The sequence below is a fragment of the Aquimarina spinulae genome, assembly GCF_943373825.1.
Lineage (GTDB): Bacteria > Bacteroidota > Bacteroidia > Flavobacteriales > Flavobacteriaceae > Aquimarina > Aquimarina spinulae.
In genome coordinates this window covers 1,606,298-1,628,093 of record NZ_CALSBP010000002.1, presented here as the reverse complement: position 1 = coordinate 1,628,093, position 21,796 = coordinate 1,606,298, and the positions used below count along the sequence as shown (strand labels likewise).

Annotated in this window: 20 protein-coding genes and 1 riboswitch; of the genes, 6 read left to right on the top strand and 14 right to left on the bottom strand. The window is 32.8% G+C overall.

The window, feature by feature from the left end:
• Positions 1–168 precede the first annotated feature (168 nt).
• The 14 genes from NNH57_RS12745 to NNH57_RS12680 all read right to left on the bottom strand — a co-directional run bounded on the left by NNH57_RS12745 (position 169) and on the right by NNH57_RS12680 (position 14,745).
• Positions 169–618: a tetratricopeptide repeat protein gene (locus tag NNH57_RS12745; RefSeq protein WP_108809082.1), complete on the bottom strand. Its 450-nt coding sequence runs from the start codon at positions 616–618 to the stop codon at positions 169–171.
• Position 619: 1 nt separating this feature from the next.
• Positions 620–1,216 (bottom strand): superoxide dismutase, encoded by a 597-nt coding sequence (locus NNH57_RS12740; protein WP_108809083.1) that lies wholly within the window; start codon positions 1,214–1,216, stop codon positions 620–622.
• Positions 1,217–1,219: 3 nt separating this feature from the next.
• On the bottom strand, positions 1,220–1,396 hold the full coding sequence (locus tag NNH57_RS12735; protein WP_159025424.1) for a hypothetical protein: 177 nt from the start codon (positions 1,394–1,396) through the stop codon (positions 1,220–1,222).
• Positions 1,397–1,743: 347 nt separating this feature from the next.
• Positions 1,744–2,682, bottom strand: a complete 939-nt coding sequence (locus NNH57_RS12730; RefSeq protein ID WP_108809084.1) for a sirohydrochlorin chelatase — start codon at positions 2,680–2,682, stop codon at positions 1,744–1,746.
• Between the two features lie 163 nt (positions 2,683–2,845).
• On the bottom strand, positions 2,846–3,568 hold the full coding sequence (cobA, locus tag NNH57_RS12725; RefSeq protein ID WP_074407402.1) for a uroporphyrinogen-III C-methyltransferase: 723 nt from the start codon (positions 3,566–3,568) through the stop codon (positions 2,846–2,848).
• Between the two features lie 2 nt (positions 3,569–3,570).
• Positions 3,571–4,386, bottom strand: coding sequence for a Rossmann-fold NAD(P)-binding domain-containing protein (locus NNH57_RS12720; protein WP_074407403.1), 816 nt, complete (start codon positions 4,384–4,386; stop codon positions 3,571–3,573).
• Positions 4,373–5,194: a (2Fe-2S) ferredoxin domain-containing protein gene (locus tag NNH57_RS12715; protein WP_074407404.1), complete on the bottom strand. Its 822-nt coding sequence runs from the start codon at positions 5,192–5,194 to the stop codon at positions 4,373–4,375. Before NNH57_RS12715 ends, NNH57_RS12720 begins: the two co-directional genes overlap by 14 nt.
• A 100-nt stretch (positions 5,195–5,294) precedes the next feature.
• Positions 5,295–5,482, bottom strand: a riboswitch (cobalamin riboswitch).
• A gap of 175 nt (positions 5,483–5,657) precedes the next feature.
• Positions 5,658–6,182, bottom strand: coding sequence for an AAA family ATPase (locus NNH57_RS12710; protein WP_074407405.1), 525 nt, complete (start codon positions 6,180–6,182; stop codon positions 5,658–5,660).
• Positions 6,182–7,108, bottom strand: a complete 927-nt coding sequence (gene cbiB, locus NNH57_RS12705) for an adenosylcobinamide-phosphate synthase CbiB (RefSeq protein WP_108809085.1) — start codon at positions 7,106–7,108, stop codon at positions 6,182–6,184. Before cbiB ends, NNH57_RS12710 begins: the two co-directional genes overlap by 1 nt.
• Positions 7,090–8,112 (bottom strand): pyridoxal phosphate-dependent aminotransferase, encoded by a 1,023-nt coding sequence (locus NNH57_RS12700; protein WP_108809086.1) that lies wholly within the window; start codon positions 8,110–8,112, stop codon positions 7,090–7,092. Before NNH57_RS12700 ends, cbiB begins: the two co-directional genes overlap by 19 nt.
• A complete protein-coding gene (locus NNH57_RS12695; RefSeq protein ID WP_108809087.1) occupies positions 8,109–9,572 on the bottom strand; it encodes a cobyric acid synthase in 1,464 nt (487 codons plus the stop codon). The genes NNH57_RS12700 and NNH57_RS12695 overlap by 4 nt, the downstream gene beginning before the upstream one ends.
• 183 nt (positions 9,573–9,755) lie before the next feature.
• Positions 9,756–13,262 (bottom strand): caspase family protein, encoded by a 3,507-nt coding sequence (locus NNH57_RS12690; protein ID WP_108809088.1) that lies wholly within the window; start codon positions 13,260–13,262, stop codon positions 9,756–9,758.
• A gap of 96 nt (positions 13,263–13,358) precedes the next feature.
• Complete coding sequence (locus tag NNH57_RS12685) at positions 13,359–14,072, bottom strand: hypothetical protein (protein ID WP_108809089.1); 714 nt, start codon at positions 14,070–14,072, stop codon at positions 13,359–13,361.
• Positions 14,073–14,082: 10 nt separating this feature from the next.
• On the bottom strand, positions 14,083–14,745 hold the full coding sequence (locus NNH57_RS12680) for a hypothetical protein (protein ID WP_108809090.1): 663 nt from the start codon (positions 14,743–14,745) through the stop codon (positions 14,083–14,085).
• A gap of 202 nt (positions 14,746–14,947) precedes the next feature.
• Here NNH57_RS12680 and NNH57_RS12675 point away from each other — a divergent pair, with 202 nt between their 5' ends.
• The 6 genes from NNH57_RS12675 to NNH57_RS12650 all read left to right on the top strand — a co-directional run bounded on the left by NNH57_RS12675 (position 14,948) and on the right by NNH57_RS12650 (position 21,732).
• Positions 14,948–15,112 carry a hypothetical protein gene (locus NNH57_RS12675; protein WP_159099322.1) on the top strand — a complete coding sequence of 55 codons (165 nt, stop codon included), beginning with the start codon at positions 14,948–14,950 and terminating at the stop codon, positions 15,110–15,112.
• A 75-nt stretch (positions 15,113–15,187) separates the two neighbouring features.
• Positions 15,188–16,207, top strand: coding sequence for a hypothetical protein (locus tag NNH57_RS12670; RefSeq protein ID WP_254504173.1), 1,020 nt, complete (start codon positions 15,188–15,190; stop codon positions 16,205–16,207).
• Positions 16,149–17,123 carry a sensor histidine kinase gene (locus NNH57_RS12665; protein WP_254504171.1) on the top strand — a complete coding sequence of 325 codons (975 nt, stop codon included), beginning with the start codon at positions 16,149–16,151 and terminating at the stop codon, positions 17,121–17,123. Before NNH57_RS12670 ends, NNH57_RS12665 begins: the two co-directional genes overlap by 59 nt.
• A gap of 9 nt (positions 17,124–17,132) precedes the next feature.
• On the top strand, positions 17,133–17,801 hold the full coding sequence (locus tag NNH57_RS12660; protein WP_074407413.1) for a response regulator: 669 nt from the start codon (positions 17,133–17,135) through the stop codon (positions 17,799–17,801).
• 281 nt (positions 17,802–18,082) lie between these two features.
• Positions 18,083–19,687, top strand: coding sequence for a PKD domain-containing protein (locus tag NNH57_RS12655; RefSeq protein WP_074407414.1), 1,605 nt, complete (start codon positions 18,083–18,085; stop codon positions 19,685–19,687).
• 89 nt (positions 19,688–19,776) lie between these two features.
• Positions 19,777–21,732, top strand: coding sequence for an OmpA family protein (locus tag NNH57_RS12650; RefSeq protein ID WP_108809092.1), 1,956 nt, complete (start codon positions 19,777–19,779; stop codon positions 21,730–21,732).
• Positions 21,733–21,796 lie beyond the last annotated feature (64 nt).

The window sequence follows — 21,796 nt, the reverse complement described above, 5'->3', positions numbered from 1 at the left end:
TTACCTTGTGAGTTGCTTAGAGATAGTTCTTTGATCACTAGGAATGCTTTTTGATCTACACAAATTACCTTATATGTCACAAAGAGCACCTTGATAAGGTATAGACAGACCTCACAGGTTTTTAAAACCTGTGAGGTCTATACTAAAAATAGCCCGCTTTAGTAATAATTAATAGCTTTCTATTAATTGTTCTTTTAGTACAGTAAATAATGTTTCCTGTTGTTTTCTATCTCCTCCGTTTTCCTTCACAAAATTTACATAAGCAATGGTAGCTCTTTTTAATTCTGCTTTAATTTCATCTATGTTTAAGTCGATATTACTGGATAAATGTAAAAGGTAGTAAACAACTCTTTTAAGTGTGTTTTCAGTCTCTTCGTACTGTTTCAATTCCTTATAAGTATTAGCAATGTTATTACAAGAAATGATATATATCTGTATAAATGGAATATTATCTCGAATACAATCCGATTGATTTATATTTAGTATTTCGGCTCGGTATAGAGCGTCTTTATATCCTAATAATGCTTGGTCGAGTTTACCTTTATTAAACAAAATGTTAGAAGTTGTTATTTTGGCCTTCCAATAATTTTCAATTTGATTAGTACATAATTCGCTCATCTTATTTTAGATTTTCATTAGCAAAACTCCAGTTTACAACCTCCCAAAAAACCTCTACGAATTTTGGACGTGCATTACGATAATCTATATAATAAGCATGTTCCCATACATCAAGTGTTAGGATAGGAGTTTTATTTTCAATTATGGGTGTTTGAGCATCTTTCAATGATAAAATTTCTAATTTCCCTTCCTGGCTTTGCACAAGCCAGGTCCAGCCTGCACCAAATAATTTAATGGCACTGGTAGAGAATTGCTTTTTAAATTTTTCGAATGTCCCAAAATCTCTTTCGATAAGTTTTTTGATCTTCCCATGTGGTTTTTTTCCTTCATCTGGAGATAAACAATGCCAGAAAAAACTATGATTCCAATGTTGAGCAGCATTATTGAAAAGAAGAGTGTCATTATGTTGAAACCCGTATTGAATTATTTCTTGTATCGTGACGTCTACTAGTGGAGTGTCTTTTATCAATGTGTTTAAATTGTTCACATAAGCTGCATGATGTTTTCCGTAATGGTAATCAAAAGTTTCTTCTGTGATTATGGGTTCAAGTGATTTTTTATCATACGGTAGGCCTGGTAATTGTTGTGTGATCTTCATGTTTTAGTTTTTGTATTTGTATCTTTTTGATTTTAAAACCTTTATTGCTTTGGTTATTTCTGTGATTTTTGATAATTCTGAAATTCCTTTTCTAATATCTTTCTGCAGAAGATTTTGATTCATGACTTCACGGTTTAACTGCCGTTTCTTCATTTCTAATAGTTCAATAACGTAGTCCATGTGTAAATATATAATTTATTAGCTATATAAAACTAAAAAAGTTAGTCTTAACTAACAAATTATATATTACAAATATTTTTATAACATGTATAAAACCATGATTATATATACTAATAAATGTATAGGGGAAGTTTTTTTTGTTTATACTACTGATAATTAGTGTCTAATAAGGTATGGGGTTTTAGGAAGAAGTAAAAAGTGAATGAAATCGTCTAGGCACAATACCAGCGCACATAGAATGGCTTAGTAAAAGCGAATTAATGCTATTCTATAAGGCTTGTATTGTATGTGTGCTAAGCTCGGAATCCTATTTTTACCGAGATTAAAGGAATAAGAATTTCAAAAATCTAAATCCCTAATACCTTCTTGATTTTACTACCTAACGAGTTTTTTACTTCACCTGGTTTTTCATCTTCTTCAAAAAGAATACCTTTTACGTTTAGATGATGTCCAACTTGTTCTTTACCATAATCCTGCTCGAACCCTACTACTTGCTTTCGATATTTACAAAGTTGGCAGTTCATATGAGCAGTACCTGTTTTAGCTTCTTCTAAGCGTTCATCAAAAGCTTTCATCAATAATTCATCGGTACCAAAAGGATCTGTATAGATATATTCTAGGGTAGAAGATGTATTTATATCGGTAACATGACCATAAATACGTTCTAGTAATACTCCTGTAAAAAAGAAAAAAGGAATAACGATTGTTCGTTTAAATCCTAATTTTTCAATCATTTGTAACGATTCATCAACTTTGGGATAGGCTGTTCCGCTGTATGCTGTGGTAGCAAATCCATATCCCATTCCTTCCCAGAGCATACTGGTTAGCTTACATACATCGCTATTGGCATCGGGGTCAGTTGTCCCTCTGCCCACAACCACCAGGCAGGTTTCTTTTCGATCTAGTTTAGATAGGGTAGCCTCTGTCTCTTCGATTCGCTTTACTGCAAGATCTAACAAAAAGGAATTGACACCAATATGCTTTCCCATAGCAATGGTTAGATCTTCATGATAACTTTGAATGGTGTTCAATTCATAAGGGATATCATTTTTGGCATGAGATCCGGCAAATAAAATAACCGGAAGCGCATATATTTTTCGGATTCCATTAAGGTACATACGCTCTACTGCAGCTTCATAAGTAGGGTGATTAAATTCTAAAAACCCATAATCTACTTCATAGTCATTCTCATAACGTTCTTTTAGGATACTTACCAGCCGTTTAAAAGAAGTAATGGCAGCTTCTCTACGACTACCGTGTCCACAAAGTAATATTCCTTCTTTCATCTGTTCTTTTTTATTGTTTTTTAGTTGTCAGATGGAATTCGCCATTGAACATCTCGGTTGGTATCAACTCAATTGTTATGGCTCATTTCATTGTTTTTGTTTATATCTACAGTTATCAATATTGTTTTATGAATAAAAAATGCTCTGATTGACAAACATTAATTTACCGAATTGGATGTGCTCCGATTAATAACACTACAGGCATTTGCAATGTACTGTTTTTAATCTGTTCCTGTATAGTACCTAGCGTGCCTGTTATAATTTCCTGATTAGATCGCGATACATTAGAGGCTGCGTTAACAGGGATAGTATCGTCTTCGCAAACTTCTAAAAGCTTAGGGATAATCCTATGCAGACTTTTAAGTCCCATATATATTGAGATGGTATTTCCGGCTTTAAGCATATGTGCAATCCCAGTGAGTTGCTCAAAAGAATAATCAGCTGTATGTGCCGTGCATATCAGCATGGCATTGGATTTATTTCTTTCGGTAATGGGAATATTAAAAATATTTGCTGCTGCCAGTGCTGCAGAAATACCGGGAATTACCTCAAAAGGAACATTTTTTTTGGTTAAATATCGTGCTTCCTCAGCCGCTCTTCCGTAGACATAGGGATCACCAGATTTAAGACGTACTACTTTTTTGCCTTTTTGGTAATGAGCACAAAGTAATTCATTGATCTTTTGCTGGCGTTCTATTTGATCAGAAGTATCTCCAAATTTACGCCCTACATATACTTTTTCTCCAGTTGTATTAATCGCTAAAATAGCATCTGAAACGAGATTATCATGAAGGATCACATCTGCTTCTTTGATAAAGCGAGATGCTTTTACAGTTAATAATTCTGGGTCTCCGGGACCAGCACCTACTATGGCTACAATATTCATGATCAAATCAATTTTAAGGGATCGGGATAGATATAAGAATACCCTAAAAGTGTTTTGCTTTTGGTATTAGAGATAATCTTATAGGCTTGCTTTTCTTGCTTGATAAAAGTAGGAGGGGTAAGTCCAATTTTTTGGGCAGCAAGCGTATAGTATTCTTTTCGTATGGGATGTTGGTCTGCACAACCATTTATAATTTCTCCCCAGGCTTCTTTTTCTATAACTGCATTAATTAATCCAATACAATCCTCTCTATGGATTACATTAATAGGAACATCTCCATTTTGCACTTCTTTTTTATTAGCAAGAAATCGACCTGGTAATCGATCATCACCAATAAGACCAGATAGTCGAATAATGCTCACTCTATTTTCAAATTGTTCTTGCAATAGTCGCTCTACAGCAGCAACTGCCTTTCCTGATTCTTTTTCTGGTTCAATATTCAATGTTTCAGTTACCTCTCCATTAGTATTTTGATATACCGAGGTAGAGCTGATAAAGATTATTTTTTGAATTTCAGAAATAAAGGGAAGTATACTTTTTATTTGGTCTTGGTATATTTCTATAATATTAGAGATTCGTTTAGGAGGAAAATTGATAATGACAATTTCGCTTCCGGATACAAAATCTATATATTCTTTTTCTGAAGACTTCCCAAGTGTAAAAAGATGAGGTATAATCCCTTCGGCTTTTAGCTTGTCGATTTTACTTTCTGTAGTGGTAGACCCTTTTACCGTATCTCCGTTGGCAATTCGATCTATTGCCAATGGTAATCCTAACCATCCACAACCTAATATGCTTATGTGTTTAGACTTCTTCACTGATTCTAATATGATTTGGTGACATCCCTAGATAAACAGTAAGAATATGCTCCCAGGTCACTGTATCCTCTTCTTTTATCCAAAATGTTACCAGGTGTTTTCCTTTTTTATTTTTCAGACGTATTGCCTTGGTAAAGATAGTAGATTTTTTAAGCCAGATCACCTCTGCCACACTTACTTTACGATCGGCTATCTCATCTGAAATGTCTTTAGGGATTCCAGCAATAGTTAATTGTAACTGAAGGTCTTCTCCGGTAATTTTGACTTCATAATCATCGGTGTAATCTACCAGGTGAGACGATTTTATTTCAATTGAAGCTGCATCGTATTGTTGCACAGCAATAGGTTTAGGTTCTTGAAATAAGTACTTAAATAAAGGATAAAGGTGTTGATCAGAGGCAAAAGATCGGGCTACTAAGGCTTCTCCCAATTCTGTATCTGTTTTATCTTTAAAAGTAATAGGAGCAATGGTTTTTTCATTTTCGGTTAGTAAGACCGACCACCCTTCTTTATATAATAAGTACTCTTCGACAGGTTGATCTTCTTCTAAATGGGATTTTAGAATTGAAACGGCTTTATCGGGAGTTAAGTTTTTATACCAATAGTTACCTGGTTGTACAATCCAGGTTGGTGCATCTTCGCAGCGACCATTACATCTTGTTTTAATAGTATGAGTAGCGTCCCAAAGCCCTTTGTTACGAAGATATGCTCTGGCTTCACGTATAGCGATCTCACCTTTTGCTTTTTTGCAAGACCCTCCATCACAAAATTGAAAGGTGGTGTTTACTTTACTTAGATTTTTTCCCATAATTAAAAGAAATTAAAAACAGGAAGAGAAGTCAAAAATAGGAATACTTTATGTACATCCATAAAGCTATTCAAGACCAACTCTTTACCCGAGAGTTAATAGTATATTTTGATTTATGGCAGGTCTCCTGACTTTACACAATTATGATCGCCTTCCCATAGTTGTACTACAGTGGCATATAGATCATAATTTTAGATATGTATTACAGTTGCGGGAACAGTTTTGGATTTTCACCAAATTCCCTTTTCATCTTTTGCTTCCAAAAGAACCGTAAATCAGCAGCGAAGATACTTTTTTTGTTTAAGAACTCATTTAAACTTTTTCAATTTGCTAAAAAAATGCTCTTTTGCATCTGTTTTTTGCCTTTTCTTCCTTCCATAGCTCTGCTATGCAACTCAAAAAAGCCTTCTTTCAAATACAAAATTGCTAATTTTCGCTTTAATTTATAAAGTCCAAACGAGTTCTAAATAAATGATTGGATAAAATCCACACGTTTTGTTAAAGTTGTTTTAGGTACTACCTCTATTGTAAAATTGAAGTTTTGGTAGACTTCTATAAGATGCTTATGAATATGTAATGCTTCCTGATAAGATTGAAGACGTTGAGGATCATTGATATAGATTTCTTCCCAGGGAGACATTAAAAATACAGTAGACGCATAATGTGTTTTGAACGGAAAGTCCAACAGGTGTTTTGGAATAGGATGAGATTTGGCTTTTAGATAGGCAATAATATCAGGCAGTCCTCGATCTACAAATATATTTTTTTCAATAGGAAGCTGTAGTTCTCTAATCGTTTCTTGATATACTAAATTAGCAAATGCAGGAAGGTCTCCCCAAGGAGTTTTGTCACTTTTTATTTGTTGTTGTTCAAGTATTATTTTTCTAGAAATTTCAGAAAAGCATTGATATCCATTAGCTTGTAAAGCCTGGATTAAACTTGTTTTTCCGGTTCCCGGTGCTCCGGTAATGATATATCTTTTGGGCATTATAAAAAATAGTAAACCACACAAATTAAAAGGACAAATGTAAAGGTTACTTTTTGATTGATCCTTGCTACCGTTTTTATTTCCTGATCTTTCAGGATTCGATCATTTGTTCCTATAAAAGGTTTTTCAATTAGTTTTCCGTGATAGTAATTAGGTCCGCCAAATTTACAATCCAGAATCGCAGCCAGCGCAGCTTCGGGATATCCGGCATTAGGACTGGAATGTTGTTTACCATATTTCACTACAAAAGAGATTTTATGAAGTTTGCCAGTTACCAGTAACATTAAGAATGCCGTAATTCTAGCCGGGATATAGTTAACCACATCGTCTAGTTTTGCAGCAAATTTCCCAAAATTTATATACCTATCATTTTTGTAACCAATCATAGAATCAAGAGTATTGATCATTTTGTATCCCATAGCACCGGCCACTCCAAATAATGCATAGTAGAAAAGAGGAGCAATAACTCCATCACTAAGATTCTCTGATAATGTTTCGAATACCGCTGTTTTTATTTGTTGTGGATTTAATTGGTCTGTTTCCCGACCCACAATCCATGATAGTCGTTTTCTACCTTGCTCTATTCCTTCTTGTAAAGCTGTAAAAACAGCTCGGCCTTCATCTATTAAACTTTTATTTGCTAAGGCGTAGAACACAAATACAGAGGTGAACGTATAATAGGTAATGATATATGGAGAAATGAGTTTTTGAACATAATAAAAGAATGTAATTGTGCTTGCGAGTAATCCAATGGTAAGCACCATTCCCTTTATAAAAGCAAAAGGGTTTGTGTTTAGTTTTTTTTCACCAAAAGCAATACTATTTCCGAATAATCGTATAGGATGAGGAAGCCACCGGGGATCTCCGAATATCAAATCGAGAATATACCCAATCACTAAAGGAATGATTACTGTAGCATACTCCATTGCTGTAAAGCATTAATTAATAGTTCATTTTTCTCGGGACTCTGACTAGCAATACGAATGTAATGACTACCTAAACCTCTAAAATTTGAAGCATCTCTGATCAATAATTGATGGGTATGTGCTAAATAATCTTTGAGAAGAGGAGCACTAGGTGTTTCTAGTTTTACTACAAAATAATTAGTATTTGATGGGGTAACAGTAAATCCATCTAATGTATCAATTTGTTGTTGTAATTGACTGCTATATCCTAGAAGTGTTGCCATATCCGGGTATAAAGCCTTATAGTTTTTAAATATATATTTTCCTGCTTCAATTGCCATGGTATTAACATTCCATGGTATTTTAGCATGCTGCAGTTTTTCACCTATTGCTGTACTACACAACATGTATCCTAACCGTAATCCTGGTATCGAGAATAATTTGGTTAACGATTTTACAATAATGAGATTGGTATATTTTTCGAGAAGCTCGACACAAGATCTGATCTTATGGGTAAACTCGATGTAGGCTTCGTCGATAACAAATGTAGTATCGGGGAAATCGGATACTAATTTCTCTATTTCTAGAATCGTATTGCTATAACCATTGGGATTGTTAGGGTTACAAAGAAATACGAGATCTTCTTCAAAAGATGTATGTAGTGCTTCAGAACGATCAAGGTACCTGATTTTCATGCCACTCCTTAAACAAGCATCTTCATACTCAGAAAAGGTAGGAATGCCTATAGCGGCTTTTTTACCAGAAAAGAGAGGGGTTATATTATAAAAAGCTTCTGTAGCTCCGTTAGTTATTACTACTTGTGATGAATTTAATCTATGGTGCTCTGCTACTTGTTGTGTTAATAGGTCTGCACTAGGCGTTGGGTAATTAGCAATAAGAGGCAGTTGCTCTCTAAGATATGAAAGTAATAGCTCTGAAGTCCCTTCATGCCAAATATTAGAACTAAAATTAGCTTTAAATGGTATTGCATAACGATAACCGTCATCACCGTGTCCGTATATCATGATATAATGTGCATTTCAGAAATAATAGAATCGATATCAATACTTTTTTCTAATAAAGCCGCTAACTTATCATAATTTTCTTCTTTATAGGCTTCATAATCAAAAGATGTTTTGGTATTGGTGAAATTTTGTAACACATCTTCAACTACGGTAGCGTGATCCAAAATTCCATGAATATAGGTTCCCCAACAATTCCCCTGGATATATCCTTCTGGTTGGCCATCGATATAATTTAAGGGTTGATGACCTTCAACCGTAGTTTCTCCCATATGGATTTCATATCCCGAAATGGTTTCAGGATACGCTTTAAATGTAAAGTTACATTGCGTGGTTGTCTTTTCTGAAGTTAATTGAGTTTTTATAGGTAAAATACCTAATCCGGGAATCGTTTTAATATCACTTTCAACTCCCAGGGGATCTTCTATCATTTTTCCTAGCATCTGATATCCACCGCAAATACCGATAATGTTTTTTTGTGATTTGTGTGCATCTAATATCACTTTAGCAATGCCTTTTTCTCTAAGAAATATAAGATCCTGGATAGTGTTTTTACTCCCCGGAAGTATAATAATATCGGCTTCAGATATACTTTTGGGATCATTAGAATAAAAGAGATGTGTTCTTGTATCCTTTTCTAATACATTAAAATCGGTATAATTAGAAATATAAGGTAATAGTACAACAGCTATATTCACTAACCCACTCACTGCGGTTTTCTCCTTTTTCTGTAGAGCTACAGAGTCTTCTTCTTCAATATAAATGTCATTGGCATAAGGTACAACTCCTAAGACGGGAATTCCGGTTAGCTTTTCTAACATCTTTTTTCCATCTTCAAATAAAGAAATATCTCCTCTAAATTTGTTGATAATTACTCCTTTCAAAAGTTTCTTTTCCCAGGGTTCGAGAAGTGCTATTGAGCCATATACACTTGCAAAAACTCCTCCTTTATCGATATCGGCAATAAGGTATACATCTGCACCAGCTGCTTGTGCCATACGCATGTTTACAATATCGCGATGCTTTAGATTAAGTTCGCTAATGCTTCCTGCTCCTTCTAAAACAATAGGATTATATTTTTCCTGAAGTCGAAGAAATGCGGTTTTGGCTTCTTCAAAAAGTTGTTGTTTATTATTTCCTAAAAAATACTCTTTAATGGTTTGATCACCAATAGGTTTGCCGTGCAAAACGATTTGAGACTTATTTGCCCCAGAAGGCTTTAATAAGATGGGATTCATATCTGTAGCGCAATCAATTTTACATGCTTCGGCCTGTACAGCTTGTGCTCTCCCAATTTCTAATCCATCGGGAGTTACAAAACTATTAAGCGACATATTTTGTGCTTTAAATGGAGCAGGAGTATATCCTTTCTGTTTCAATAGTCTACAAATACCAGTAACAAGAATGCTTTTGCCAACATCTGATCCTGTTCCTACAAACATAATAGGCCGTAATTTTGTCATTCTAATGTGTGAAATGAATTGGTTTCAAAATTAGTTAAATAATCTGATGAAAAGAATTTCTGTAGTAAGCATATGAGAAAATAGTAGTGAAGATTAATCTGTGTATTTCTTAAGGCAAATTAGTTTTATGTCAGACTCAACCATAACCTACGATATTTTAGTTCGTAATCTACTCTTCAGAGCTTACCACATCCTGAAGTTATTATATATATTGTTGTGTCTGATTAATGGAATGTTTTTGTTGAGTTTACTCTCAAAAGGATCTTCATCGCTTTTTGTGGTACAATATTGAATGATGTCTTTGCAAAATTCCTGAACTGTAATTTTTTCCTTCAAATTAAGTATATCTAAAATCGCAAGCGTTATTATCCCATTTCCTTTAGTATTACTTTCGTAGTATTTATTAGTTCCTTCTGAAGCAGAAATAACCGTAGTACCATTGGTTAATTTCAGATCTTCAAAAACTTTTCTCATTAGATTAACAGCTTCTATTTCTTTTATAGTATTGGCTTCAAAAACTTCACCAGAGTAACATGTGTTTAATATGAGTAGCCTGTTTCTGGATCGTGTATTTCCCAGAAGATTATCAAAATCAGTATAAGTAATGCCAGTGGTAGTAATATTGTCAATTTTTGAAGTACTTGTACAAAAGAAATATTCACTTTCTGCTTGAATGGCATGACCAGAAACAAAAAACAAAATCACATCGTTTTCTTTGGCTTGTGATAAAAACTCAGAAATCTGTTTCAAATTATTTGGGGTTACCTGCTCATTGATTAAGCTTAATGATTTTATTGTAGTCGTATTAATTTGCTTAAAAGCTTCTGCTATTTTTTGAGCATCTTTTGAAGAGTTCGGAGTGTTTTTTAGGTACTGGTATTCTGAAACTCCTAAGGAAACGATATACAAATCAGAAGAGATGGGTTGTCCTACATATTCTATATGTATTTCCTCCTGGTCAGAAGATGTTCCTTGTTCATTAATTACAGATATCAGGATTTTATTTTTTCCATTAGATAAAACCAATGGTATGGTTTCAGAAAATGATTTTCCTTTTAATTCATGATTTGGTTTTCTGATTAAAATACCATTAACACTGATCTGAAGGTTTTTTAAAAAGTATCTATGATCTATTGCCTTTACATCAATATCGATTACCTGGTTATCTGTTTTGTTGGGTAATAGTGACTTATTTGTAATGGTAAGTTTTGGTGCATGGATATCAGATTGTAATTCTTTTTCCTTTTTACCAATTCGTTGTACCCTTTTCTTATATGCTAATTCATAAAGTTCTTTGGTATTATAGATACTATCGCTTATGGTTTCTTTTATAGATTCTATGACCAAATCGGGTCTATGGTATTTTAGATCGAATTGCTCAAAACCGTATGTTCTATTATTTTTAAATAAGGATACCAACTCGTATCCTTTTCCTTTGTTGAGATAGTTGAGCTTATTATCAATAATCAAACTACTGGTCATGTCTTTATGAAAATACTTTGAAAATATTTTTTTGAAATTTTTAGAAAAAAACTCTAACCCCGTATTGCTACTCACAATTAGTGAGTCTGATTGTCTTATATCAAAATGATCATAATTCAAATCAAGAAAAGTTTGTTTTCCTGATTTAAGATTGACTAAAAGGTTTTTTTCTTTTCCATAAAATAAAATCAGAGATTTGTTTAAAAATTTTAGTTTTCGTGATAGTTCGATTTTTTCTTTACTTACTGAATATGAAGAGCTTATTTTTAATTTATTAATAGTTTTTAAATCATTGTAATTTCTTATTTCAATTATATAATGATTGCCTGTTTCGTTTATAGAACATAACAATTTAGAAAATCGACTAAATGAAGAATTACCATTTACATTATTTAAAATTTCTTTTAAGGACTTAGAATTAATATCATATAGATAAGTTGACCACCTTATATCTACTTCGGGATTAAAATTCTTAAAATTAAAACTATTAATTAGTATTTTTTGATTGTCTTCCGAAAAACTGATATCGTTTATAGCATACATAGGGATTTTGATTCTCCCGTTCGTGGTTATTGATTGATTATTGATTTGATATAGGTTTACGTTGGAAGAAGATTTATTTTTATACAAATTTTTAATTTTTTTTGAAGAAGGAGGAATCATACTAAGTGTGTTAATTTTGCTTACATCCAGATTACCTTCGTTATTTAAAATTGCTGATTCTTGCATACTCAAATCTGGATTTTCAATAATGGCAATATGTTTAAGTTTTTTGCTTATAAAAATTGGGTCCGAAAGGGGATAAGGCCTTAAAGTTTTAAGAGATATGGAATCAATTATCTTTAATGGGTTTATTCCTAAAATTTTTAGTTGATCCCTAACCTTGATAACTCCGATCCCAGCATTAAGATCATATTTGAAATCAAAGTTTCTTGTTCCATCATTTCTTTCTTTTATTTTATCGATTACTTTTAATTTTTTGAAATCATATTGAATAATATGATTTCCTTTTTTATAAATTATTGTAGAATCGGATGTAAAAAAGGGATACGTAACAGGTAGGATATTTGTGCTAAAAATTTCTTGCTGATTATGTTTATAGTTCCACACCCAAATTTGCCCTCTTCCTTTAATACTAAAATAAACTTCATTTTTACTTTCGTTTACTGAGATATTTGAAATTTTTAAGGGAGGAGTTGTTTTTAATTTAGTTTGTGTTGTTGAAACTTTAATTGAATTCATTCTATTAATCAAATTCCCTGATTGTATATCCCAGATAGAAATAGAATAATCAGCATTTATGGTCGCGATTAATCTTTTATTTATTATTTCAACTTTTAGAAAGCCAATATTAGAATTACTAATACTCCTTATGGTGCCAGATTTAAAATCAAATAATTCAGCATGTTTTTTACCTCTTAAGGAGATATTATTGACTAATAATTTTTCATTCAAATTTTTACTAGATGGCTTATATTCGTTAATAAGAGTAAAGTTATTTATTAGATTTGTCATAATACAGCCATAATTAAATCCATTCGACTTTTTTGAACTTATAAGACTATAATTTTCGATATGCCACTTTTGAAAGATGACAGGAGAATCTTTTGTGCAATTTTCTGCAATAAATAAATCAAAATATTTTTCATCACTGGTAAACTCTAAATCAAAAACAAAAGAAAATAAATTCTTATACGGTTTTTTTAGAGTATAGTCTATGATATACTTGTTCTTTTCTTTTTTATAGAAATCAATAGTTTGATTAATTATTTTACCATTTTTTATTATACCGAACTTTTCTCCTTTTTTATCAAACTTTATGATATCAATAATATCTAATTTTACGGTTAGGATAGGTTCTTTTTGTGTGATTTCATAAAACACACAGAGACTCTTTTTTTTGTTTGTATTTTCTTTAAAAACATAGAATATATCACCAGAATAGTTAAGGCCAAATCTATGTGCATTATTTCCAATTTCCTTTTTGAATAAAATTCTTCTTGAAGAAATATCCCATATTTCAATGTCTTCATCAGTTAAAAAGGCTATTTTAGATTTATCCCCACTTAGTTTAAAGTTAATACCAAAAGGAGGCCCAGAAACACTAAAGTAATTAGACTTTTGAATTATTATAGTGCTTTTTTTTTGAGAAAAAGTACTATTTGTTTGAATAATAAGCAAAAAGAGAAACAGTAGCTTTAGTCGCATTTTTATTTGTGTTAATGTAGTGAAGTATATATTATAATGGCAATCTATAAATATAGTTCTTAGAAGACTTGCGGCAATCCGCAAACAACCTCAATATTACATTTCAACCATAAAAGGCTCTGATCGTATGACTTGTCCGTTGGTAAACTTAAAATTGATATGTAATAATACTTTAACTCTTTCAAAACTACCATTCCAGTGTTCTGAAGAAAATAACCTTAGATTTAATGCAAGTCCACCATCTTTTACCGCATGCGCCTGGTTTAATTGCAATATTTGTTCCTGACCAATTTTAGTAATATCGATAATCAGTCTTTCTCTTTCGTCTTTTTTATGGTTAAAATAATCACGATCGGTACTTAAGGGGATTTTAGCATGATATACATAGGCAGAAACTTCATTGATATGATAGATAGTTGTATTACTCTGAAGCTCAAAAGCAAACCTGATTTCTGGTGATGATTGTACATACTTACCGTAACATGCTTTCAGGTTTTCTTTCCAAAAATTAGAAAACTCCTTACCTTTTTTATATTCCTTTTCTATTTTTTTTACTCTTAGATCACATGTTGCAGTATATAACTTTAGATTGTCGTCTGGAGAAAACTCAAAACTTCGAATTATGTCAGGAAATATAGAGAACAGACTATCCGAAACTACATGATTTGTAAAAAGATCTTTTGGATATGTTCTTTCGGTATAATAATCGGTGTGAAGCTCTGTTGCCAGAAGTTTGATTTGTTGCTCGTTTTGAGCCGATATGTTTTCGGAAATTAAAAATATACCAAGTATAAGATATAGGTGCTTCATATTGTTTAATTCAGATTTTTGATAAGATAACAGGAGCCATTGACCTCCAAAAAGGCAGTACTTCTATAATTTCTGCACCAGGATATTCCTTGCCATCTTGTTCTTCTAATGAATAATAGTATAACTCAGTCTTTCCTATAGATAGCCAGGTATTAAATTGATATCCATTCTGTTTGGTAAGTCTTCCTAATTCAGTTTGGTTATTCTTGTCTATTACAAAAACAACAATTTCTTTATCTTGTTCAGAAGTTATGTGTACTCTTCCAAAAAAAGAAAAAATAAAGAGGATTATCAAAACGAATAGTGTAAAAGTTACCAGCACTATTTTTTTTAGTAGTTTCTTTTTTAATGTTTTAGGTTCTTCTTTTACGAGATCTATTCTTTCTAATGAATCTGTTGATTTATTTATAAAATCCGAATAGTTTTTGTATCCTAAATATTGTATTAAATAATTAAGAGTAATTTCTGAGGGGGTTCCTCTTTCTTTTCCTTCTATAAATTTTTCATATACCCGTTTGATAGTTTTGCTATCGATTGTACCTTCTATTTCGGGAGTATGATCTAGAGTATCTGAAATATGATTGCAAATAGCATTTTTTGTAGGATTGCTAAGTTCTTTTTTAGCTTTCTCAAAAACTAATAATGCTATTTTTTTGATAACTTCTTGACTCATAAAGTAAAATTACAAATTAATTAGACATCTCTTAAGTACTGTATTTATTGGTGTCCAAAAATTGTCCACAACAAGTCCATGCTTTGACAATCCCAAAATATGATCTCTGCATTTACTTTGTTCTCGTAGTTACAAGATAACGTAGTGTTATCAATCACATGAGAGGCCTCTCATTTTTTCTAACAATTAAATGTTTCAAAAGATGAGAAATTCAATTAAATTTTTATTTGCAATGTTAATGGTGTTAAACCTTGGGATTATTTCCTGTACAAAAGATAGTTTGGCAGAGGTTGAAAAACTAGAAAATATCAATGCAACAGAAGGTGATCAAGGTGAGGTTATAGAAGAACCTGATGACGAAGACTAAAATTTATAAAAAAATGAAAGGCTGCATTTTATATGCAGCTTTTCTTTTATATCTTTAGTGATAAATCAAAGAAAAGTGAATTATAAAGCTTTTATCCTTTTCCTTACCCCCTTTTTATTTTCCTGTCATAATAAACACACCACAAGTCCTAATCCTGGTGATGTGCATATAGACAGTATTGTTTATTATTATGATGTATCCAAAGATAAAGCACAAACGATAGATAGTAGACAAGAGGCAATCGATAAAGCTTATCGACAGGTCGTAGCACAACAAAACGATACCTTATATGTTAAAGTGCTGTACCGAAAAAGTGTGCTTCACTATTCGCAAAAACAATATGATAGCCTTACGTATTATAATGATTTATTATTGGCAAAAGCAAAGGAATCTAATGACTTATATTATACAGGAAAAGCTAATTATCTAAAAGGATATTATCTTCATGCCATCCAATACTCATTAGATAGTTCTTTTTATTACTATAATAAATCAAAGAACAATTTTTTAAGTATCCCAGATAGTAGCCAGGTGGGTAGGCGTTTGTTGAATATGGCTCATATTCAACAAAATTGTAGTGATTATTTTGGTAGTAAGGAAACAACTACTGAAGCCTTGCAATATTTAGACAAACAAAAAGATACCAATTATATTGCTTCTGCATATAATGTATTGGCTATGAATAACCTTAAACTTTTAAATGATAAAGACGCTACTCTATTTTACAAGAAAGCTATAGAGATTACAAAAGACCAAAAAAATCTGCTAGTTTATAAAAATAATTTAGGTACTGTATATATAGGTACTCAAGAATATCAGAAGGCAATTGAATTGTTCAAAGGCATTTTAAAGGATTCTCTAATAAACAAGATCCCAAAACAACGAGCAAGGGTCTTGGACAATTTGGCATATGCCAGATGGCGTAAGGATACATTAGATGTCAGGAACGATTTTTTAAAAGCACTTGAGATTAGAACTAAACACAATGATAAATCTGGATTGATAGCTAGTTATACCCGCCTGGGGGAGTTTTTTTTTGCAAAAAGACAGCAACGAGGCTATATCCTGGTTTCAAAAAGCAATCCGAATCTCTAAGAGGGTCAAAAACCCAAAAGGAGAATTAGATGCGCTACAGTTTTTGATGAGAATACAACCCAATGATGTTGGTATAAAAAACAGGTATATTACATTAAGTGATAGCCTTAAGAAACAAGAGTTACAGGTAAAAACCCAGTTTGCCAAGATACGGTATGATGATCGATTAAAATCTGAAGAAATTGAAAACCTGAAAGTGATTATGGCAAAGCAACGACTGGAAGTTTCTATACAGAGAACTCAAAAAATCATATATCTGTTAGCTGGGATTATATTATTGCTTGCCATCGCTTTTTTTAGATATTATCTGGTTCAGAAGCACAGAAAAGAAAAAGAAATAGAAGTCTATGAAACCGAAAAAAGAATTTCTAAAAGGATTCATGATGAATTGGCTAATGATATTTCTCACTTAACCAGTTTTGTAGAAAAAACAGAAGATATCCCGATTGTTTCTACAAAAGAACTGTTGGGAAACAAGTTGCAAAATATATATCTGAGAGCAAGAGATATTTCGATAGAAACAGCAACTGTAGATGTTGATGAATTTGAAGGAGAACTCATAAACCTGATACAACAATACAATACTAGTGATGTAAGTGTAATCACTAACGTATCAGAATTTGAATGGACAACGATACCTGATTATAAAAAAATAGCAGTATACAGAGTTTTGCAGGAACTTTTTATCAATGCCAAAAAACATAGCCATTGTAAAAGGATAACATTGATGGTAAAGGACAGTGATAAGAAAAGGGTGATTAAGTATATAGATAATGGAAAAGGGTGCAATATTAGTACTATAAAAACAAATGGATTGGTAAATGCGGAAAATCGCATAGAAAATATCAAAGGGAAGCTTACTTTTGAAACAAGCCCTGAACAAGGATTTAGAGCCACTATAGTATTTCAAAAATAGAGCGTAGTGATGTTTAAAAAAATACTGATCGCAGAAGACCAACAAAGTATAAGTAGAGGACTACAAAGTACCTTAACAGAACTTGATATCCTCCACATTGAAACTGCTGATTACTGCGATAATGCATTACTTAAGTTAAAATCTTCTTTACTTAAAAACGTTCCGTTTGATCTTTTGATTACAGATCTATCCTTTAGAGAAGATCATAAACTAAGAAAATTATATTCTGGCGAAGATCTTATTCGGCAAGTCAGAAAAATACAACCCAACCTCGACATTATTGTTTTTTCTATAGAAAACCGTGTAGGAGTTATTAAGAAACTAATTGATGAATATGGGATTAATGGGTACATCTCAAAAGGAAGACGAGAAGCAGAAGACATGGGCAAGGCTATAAAATCAATCTTACAAGGTACCTCGTATTACTCCGAGGATATTGTAGCATTACTTCGTAATTCGGGGAATATATCAGAGGTAAGCACATCTGATAAATTAATCCTCGGATTATTAGCCAAAGGACTTAATCAAAAACAGATTTCTGAACATTTTAAAGCAAACAACATCCCTTCTGGTAGTAAAAGAAGTATAGAATATCGATTGCAGGATCTTAAAATACTCTTTGAAGCCGATACTCTTCCTCACCTTATTAGTATTGTAAAAGATATAGGACTGATTTAATATCATTTCTAATGTAAAATTAGCGAATTAAATCACTCTTTATGGCTTATAATTCATATTAAAAATAAAACGTAGCTATGGCTATGATTGATTTTTAGTATTTGTCTAAAACAAAAATTTTCGACTTTCCTTTTGAGTATTTTCACATCAGAACTGGTATAAACCTTTTTTAAAAATATTCCTGTTGCGCATTTCCGCAAGCTATTGTCTTGTATAGCTTTTATTTTTGATGCAATTCACATAAAACATTGATTTAGAAATAATTATCAAAAATTAAAACTATGAAAGCAACATCGCATATAAACCAATTATTATTTTGGTTTTTGAGGAGGACCAAGTACACTATAGCAACTCAATACAATTGCTTTAAGAAAACAAATCAAAAACTGTATACATCGGGATTATGTTTACTTCTACTTGTGGTAGCAGGAGCATGTAGTGAAGATGAATCAGATCCGGATATAAACCCTCCAACGTCAAAAATTACAGTAAGTGCAGAAAATATAAAGCCAGGAGAAGAAGTTACGTTTACCAGCGCATCAACGGGTCAAGTCGATAAAATCGAATGGATATTTGAGGGAGGAAATATTTCAAGTTCAAACGAACCAACAGTAAAAGTGCTTTATGCGAACGAAGGTAGTTTTAAAGCAACCCTAAAAGTTTCTAATTCGGCAGGATCTGATGATGATCAGAAAACTATTCAGGTAGACAAAACAAATACTGGAACTAATTTAAATGCAGATTTTAAATCAAATATTCGAAATGTAGCTGTTGGTTCTGAAGTAACTTTTTCTGATATGTCATCGGGAAATCCGAATCAATGGAGCTGGTCTTTTCAGGGAGGAACTCCTAATACTTCTACTATCGAGAACCCTAAAGTAGTTTTCAATCAGGCTGGTGTATTTCGAATTTCTTTAACCGTTTCAAACGATCAGGATTCAGATACCGAAGTTAAAGATAACTATATATCTGTTTTTGAACCTGCCAATGCGGCTTTTACTTCTGATGTTACAGAAATTATTGAAGGAAATACAGTTGCATTCACAGATCAATCTACAAATGCAGGGCAATGGTTATGGACTTTCCCTGGCGGAACTCCAGAAACCTCTACAGCACAAAACCCGGTAGTACAATACAATACTGCGGGTACATACTCGGTAACACTAGAGGTAAGTAACAGTGATAGTACAAACTCGATAACAAAAGAAAACTTTATTCATGTCAAACCCGCTATAGATATCATATCAGATTTGATAGCACATTATAAATTTGATGCTAACCTTACGGATGAAGTTGATATTAATAATCCGGGTATTGCACAAGGAAATGTTACCTATATAAATGACCGAAACGGAAACAGTAATGCCGCATTATCTTTTAATGGAACATCAGGCTATGTAAATTATTCGAACCCTATACCTGGTCCGGATTATATAGGAGACTTAACATTTTCGTTTTGGATGAATACAGCAAATATCAATACCGAATCTACCATTTTGGGGTTATTCTCCTCAAAATCATACATCGATATTAGAAAAGTAAATGATCAAATTGAATACAGGGTCATATTTAGAGGTAATTCAGTAGCTTCAATAAGTATCACGGAAATTGTAAAAGCAACGATTCCTGCAAATTCATGGGTACACGTAGCCATACGACATAAAGCTACAGATGTTTTCGAGATTTTTATCAATAATAAACTTTCAGGAAGAGAGGAAATAACAAGAGCACAAATAACTGAAAAGTCTGAAAACTCTTATATGGGAGCAAAAGATACGGGGAGTTCTGATCAAATTGAATACTATGAAGGAGCACTCGATGATCTGCGTATCTATACAAGAGCTTTAACCAATGATGAGATTAAAGTGGTGTATGAAGAACAATAATTAATATGTAATCGAAATGATGACTACAAAATCAGATTTACCTGTAGGGGAAACAGATCTGATCTCTATCACAATACAAACACAAATACATGAAAAAAACAAGCTATTATATTGCCATTATTGTCATTGTAGTATGTCAATTGGTACAGTCACAGATATATGCGAAGACAGCGTATAGTTTTTCGATACTTCATTTTAGAGTCAACATGAAAAACGTAGAGAGTTATGAATTTTTTGTTGCTGATAAAAGTGTCTATAAAGCAACTCGTAGTGGGCATATCAACTTTGGAGTACATGGAGAACTAACCATTGATCTAAAAATAGTAGAAACCTTACTCAACGGAAAACAACGGACTTTAGAAAAAAAAATTCCATTAAAACATTACCAGATTATTTCAAATGGGAATTGGCATAATGACTTTTTTTGGCGAATAAAAAAAGGAAAAGATATTGGAAAATGGCAATTTGGACTTTTTGCTGTTTTCGGATCAAAACATTTAACCCGAATTAATGTGTATAATGAAAACGGCCGTACTTTTTTTGATCGATATGATAGAGAAAATATTGATGAAGATGATAAAATCACTAAATATGATTATAAAATTGGTACTGATAACTATGTTTTAATCAAATCTTTAAATAGTAGACATGATGATTATTTTCCTATGGTCAATCCTTCGGCAACCAAATTATATTTTACCAGTCAACGAGGAAGTAGGTTTGGTAACCCGGGAAAAGAAGATCTATATGTTGTAAATTTATACGAAGGAGGAATCGGGCAGGCACAGTTGCTTCCCGAACCATTAAACTCAATAAAAAACGAGGGAGCCTCAACTTTTACTGGTGATGGGCAAATTATGATCTTCGGTAGATGTAATGCTCCTGATGGTATGGGAGGTTGTGATTTGTATACCTCATCATTAAATGGAGAGACCTGGGAAATTCCTAAGAATATGGGGGCAGTCATCAACTCTTCGAGTTGGGATGCACAACCTTCAATCTCTGCAGATGGATCAAAACTGGTTTTTTCTTCCGGTCGAGCGGGAGGATACGGGCATTCTGATCTTTATATAAGTCATAAGAATGAATCAGGAGAGTGGAGTATCCCCAAAAATGTTGGAAATACTATAAATACTGCTAGTGAAGAAAAATCTCCGTTTTTAGCTCCAGATGGTCGTACCTTATATTTTAGTTCTTCGGGTCATGGAGGGTATGGCGATACAGATATGTTTAAAACAGTACTTATTGACGGAGAGTGGTCTGAGCCTGTTAATATGGGTAGTGTTATTAATACTCCGTATAAAGACCTATATTTTACCACATCGGCATCGGGAGATTATGCGTTTTTTGCCTCAGAAAAACCAGGTGGAGTAGGCGGAAAGGATATTTATCAAATTGGTTTACCGCCCGATATGAAACCCACAGCAACAACTATTGTAACAGGTTCTGTATGGGACAAATCTCAAAACCCTATCGAGGCAAAAATCGTCATTCAGGATTTATTAACTGGTGACTATGTAGGGAGTTCACGTAGTAACCCTAAGACAGGCAAATATACTGTAATCTTACCTGCCGGACGAAGCTACAGTATGACGGCCAGTGCAGAAGGAAGGTTCTTTAATTCACAAAATTTTAGACTAGATGATCAATCCGAATATAAAGAGGTAAACAGGAATATTATATTGGAAGAGATAAAGGTAGGTGCCAAAGCCAGATTAAATAATATATTCTTCGATACTGGTAAGTCTAATTTAACTATAGAAAGTAGGTTAGACCTTAATAGAATAGTCAAAATGATGAAAGATAGTCCAACTATGATTATGGAAATTGGAGGGCATACTGATAATGTAGGTGATGAATCTCTAAATATGTCATTATCACTAAAAAGAGCTCAGTCGGTGAAGAGATATTTGGTCGAAGCCGGAATCTCTTCTGATAGATTAGAAGCAAAGGGGTATGGTGAAAACGAACCTTTTACAACCAATTTAACAGAAGAAGGCAAAGCATTAAACAGAAGAACCGAATTTTTAATCAAAGGGTATTAGTATAAATTGTAAGATTTTAGCATTGTTTTGATCAATAGTAAAGCCAGTTATTTTTATAACTGGC

Coding starts and splice junctions, on each gene's coding strand:
- cobA (WP_074407402.1), bottom strand. CDS start 3,568: ATGAATATTGTAGCCATAGTAGGTGCTGGTCCCGGAGACCCAGAATTA.
- NNH57_RS12695 (WP_108809087.1), bottom strand. CDS start 9,572: ATGACAAAATTACGGCCTATTATGTTTGTAGGAACAGGATCAGATGTT.
- NNH57_RS12715 (WP_074407404.1), bottom strand. CDS start 5,194: ATGGGAAAAAATCTAAGTAAAGTAAACACCACCTTTCAATTTTGTGAT.
- NNH57_RS12740 (WP_108809083.1), bottom strand. CDS start 1,216: ATGAAGATCACACAACAATTACCAGGCCTACCGTATGATAAAAAATCA.
- NNH57_RS12735 (WP_159025424.1), bottom strand. CDS start 1,396: ATGGACTACGTTATTGAACTATTAGAAATGAAGAAACGGCAGTTAAAC.
- NNH57_RS12675 (WP_159099322.1), top strand. CDS start 14,948: ATGAGAAATTCAATTAAATTTTTATTTGCAATGTTAATGGTGTTAAAC.
- NNH57_RS12730 (WP_108809084.1), bottom strand. CDS start 2,682: ATGAAAGAAGGAATATTACTTTGTGGACACGGTAGTCGTAGAGAAGCT.
- NNH57_RS12655 (WP_074407414.1), top strand. CDS start 18,083: ATGAAAGCAACATCGCATATAAACCAATTATTATTTTGGTTTTTGAGG.
- NNH57_RS12685 (WP_108809089.1), bottom strand. CDS start 14,072: ATGAAGCACCTATATCTTATACTTGGTATATTTTTAATTTCCGAAAAC.
- NNH57_RS12710 (WP_074407405.1), bottom strand. CDS start 6,182: ATGCCCAAAAGATATATCATTACCGGAGCACCGGGAACCGGAAAAACA.
- NNH57_RS12660 (WP_074407413.1), top strand. CDS start 17,133: ATGTTTAAAAAAATACTGATCGCAGAAGACCAACAAAGTATAAGTAGA.
- NNH57_RS12700 (WP_108809086.1), bottom strand. CDS start 8,112: ATGATATACGGACACGGTGATGACGGTTATCGTTATGCAATACCATTT.
- NNH57_RS12745 (WP_108809082.1), bottom strand. CDS start 618: ATGAGCGAATTATGTACTAATCAAATTGAAAATTATTGGAAGGCCAAA.
- NNH57_RS12690 (WP_108809088.1), bottom strand. CDS start 13,262: ATGCGACTAAAGCTACTGTTTCTCTTTTTGCTTATTATTCAAACAAAT.
- NNH57_RS12650 (WP_108809092.1), top strand. CDS start 19,777: ATGAAAAAAACAAGCTATTATATTGCCATTATTGTCATTGTAGTATGT.
- cbiB (WP_108809085.1), bottom strand. CDS start 7,108: ATGGAGTATGCTACAGTAATCATTCCTTTAGTGATTGGGTATATTCTC.
- NNH57_RS12680 (WP_108809090.1), bottom strand. CDS start 14,745: ATGAGTCAAGAAGTTATCAAAAAAATAGCATTATTAGTTTTTGAGAAA.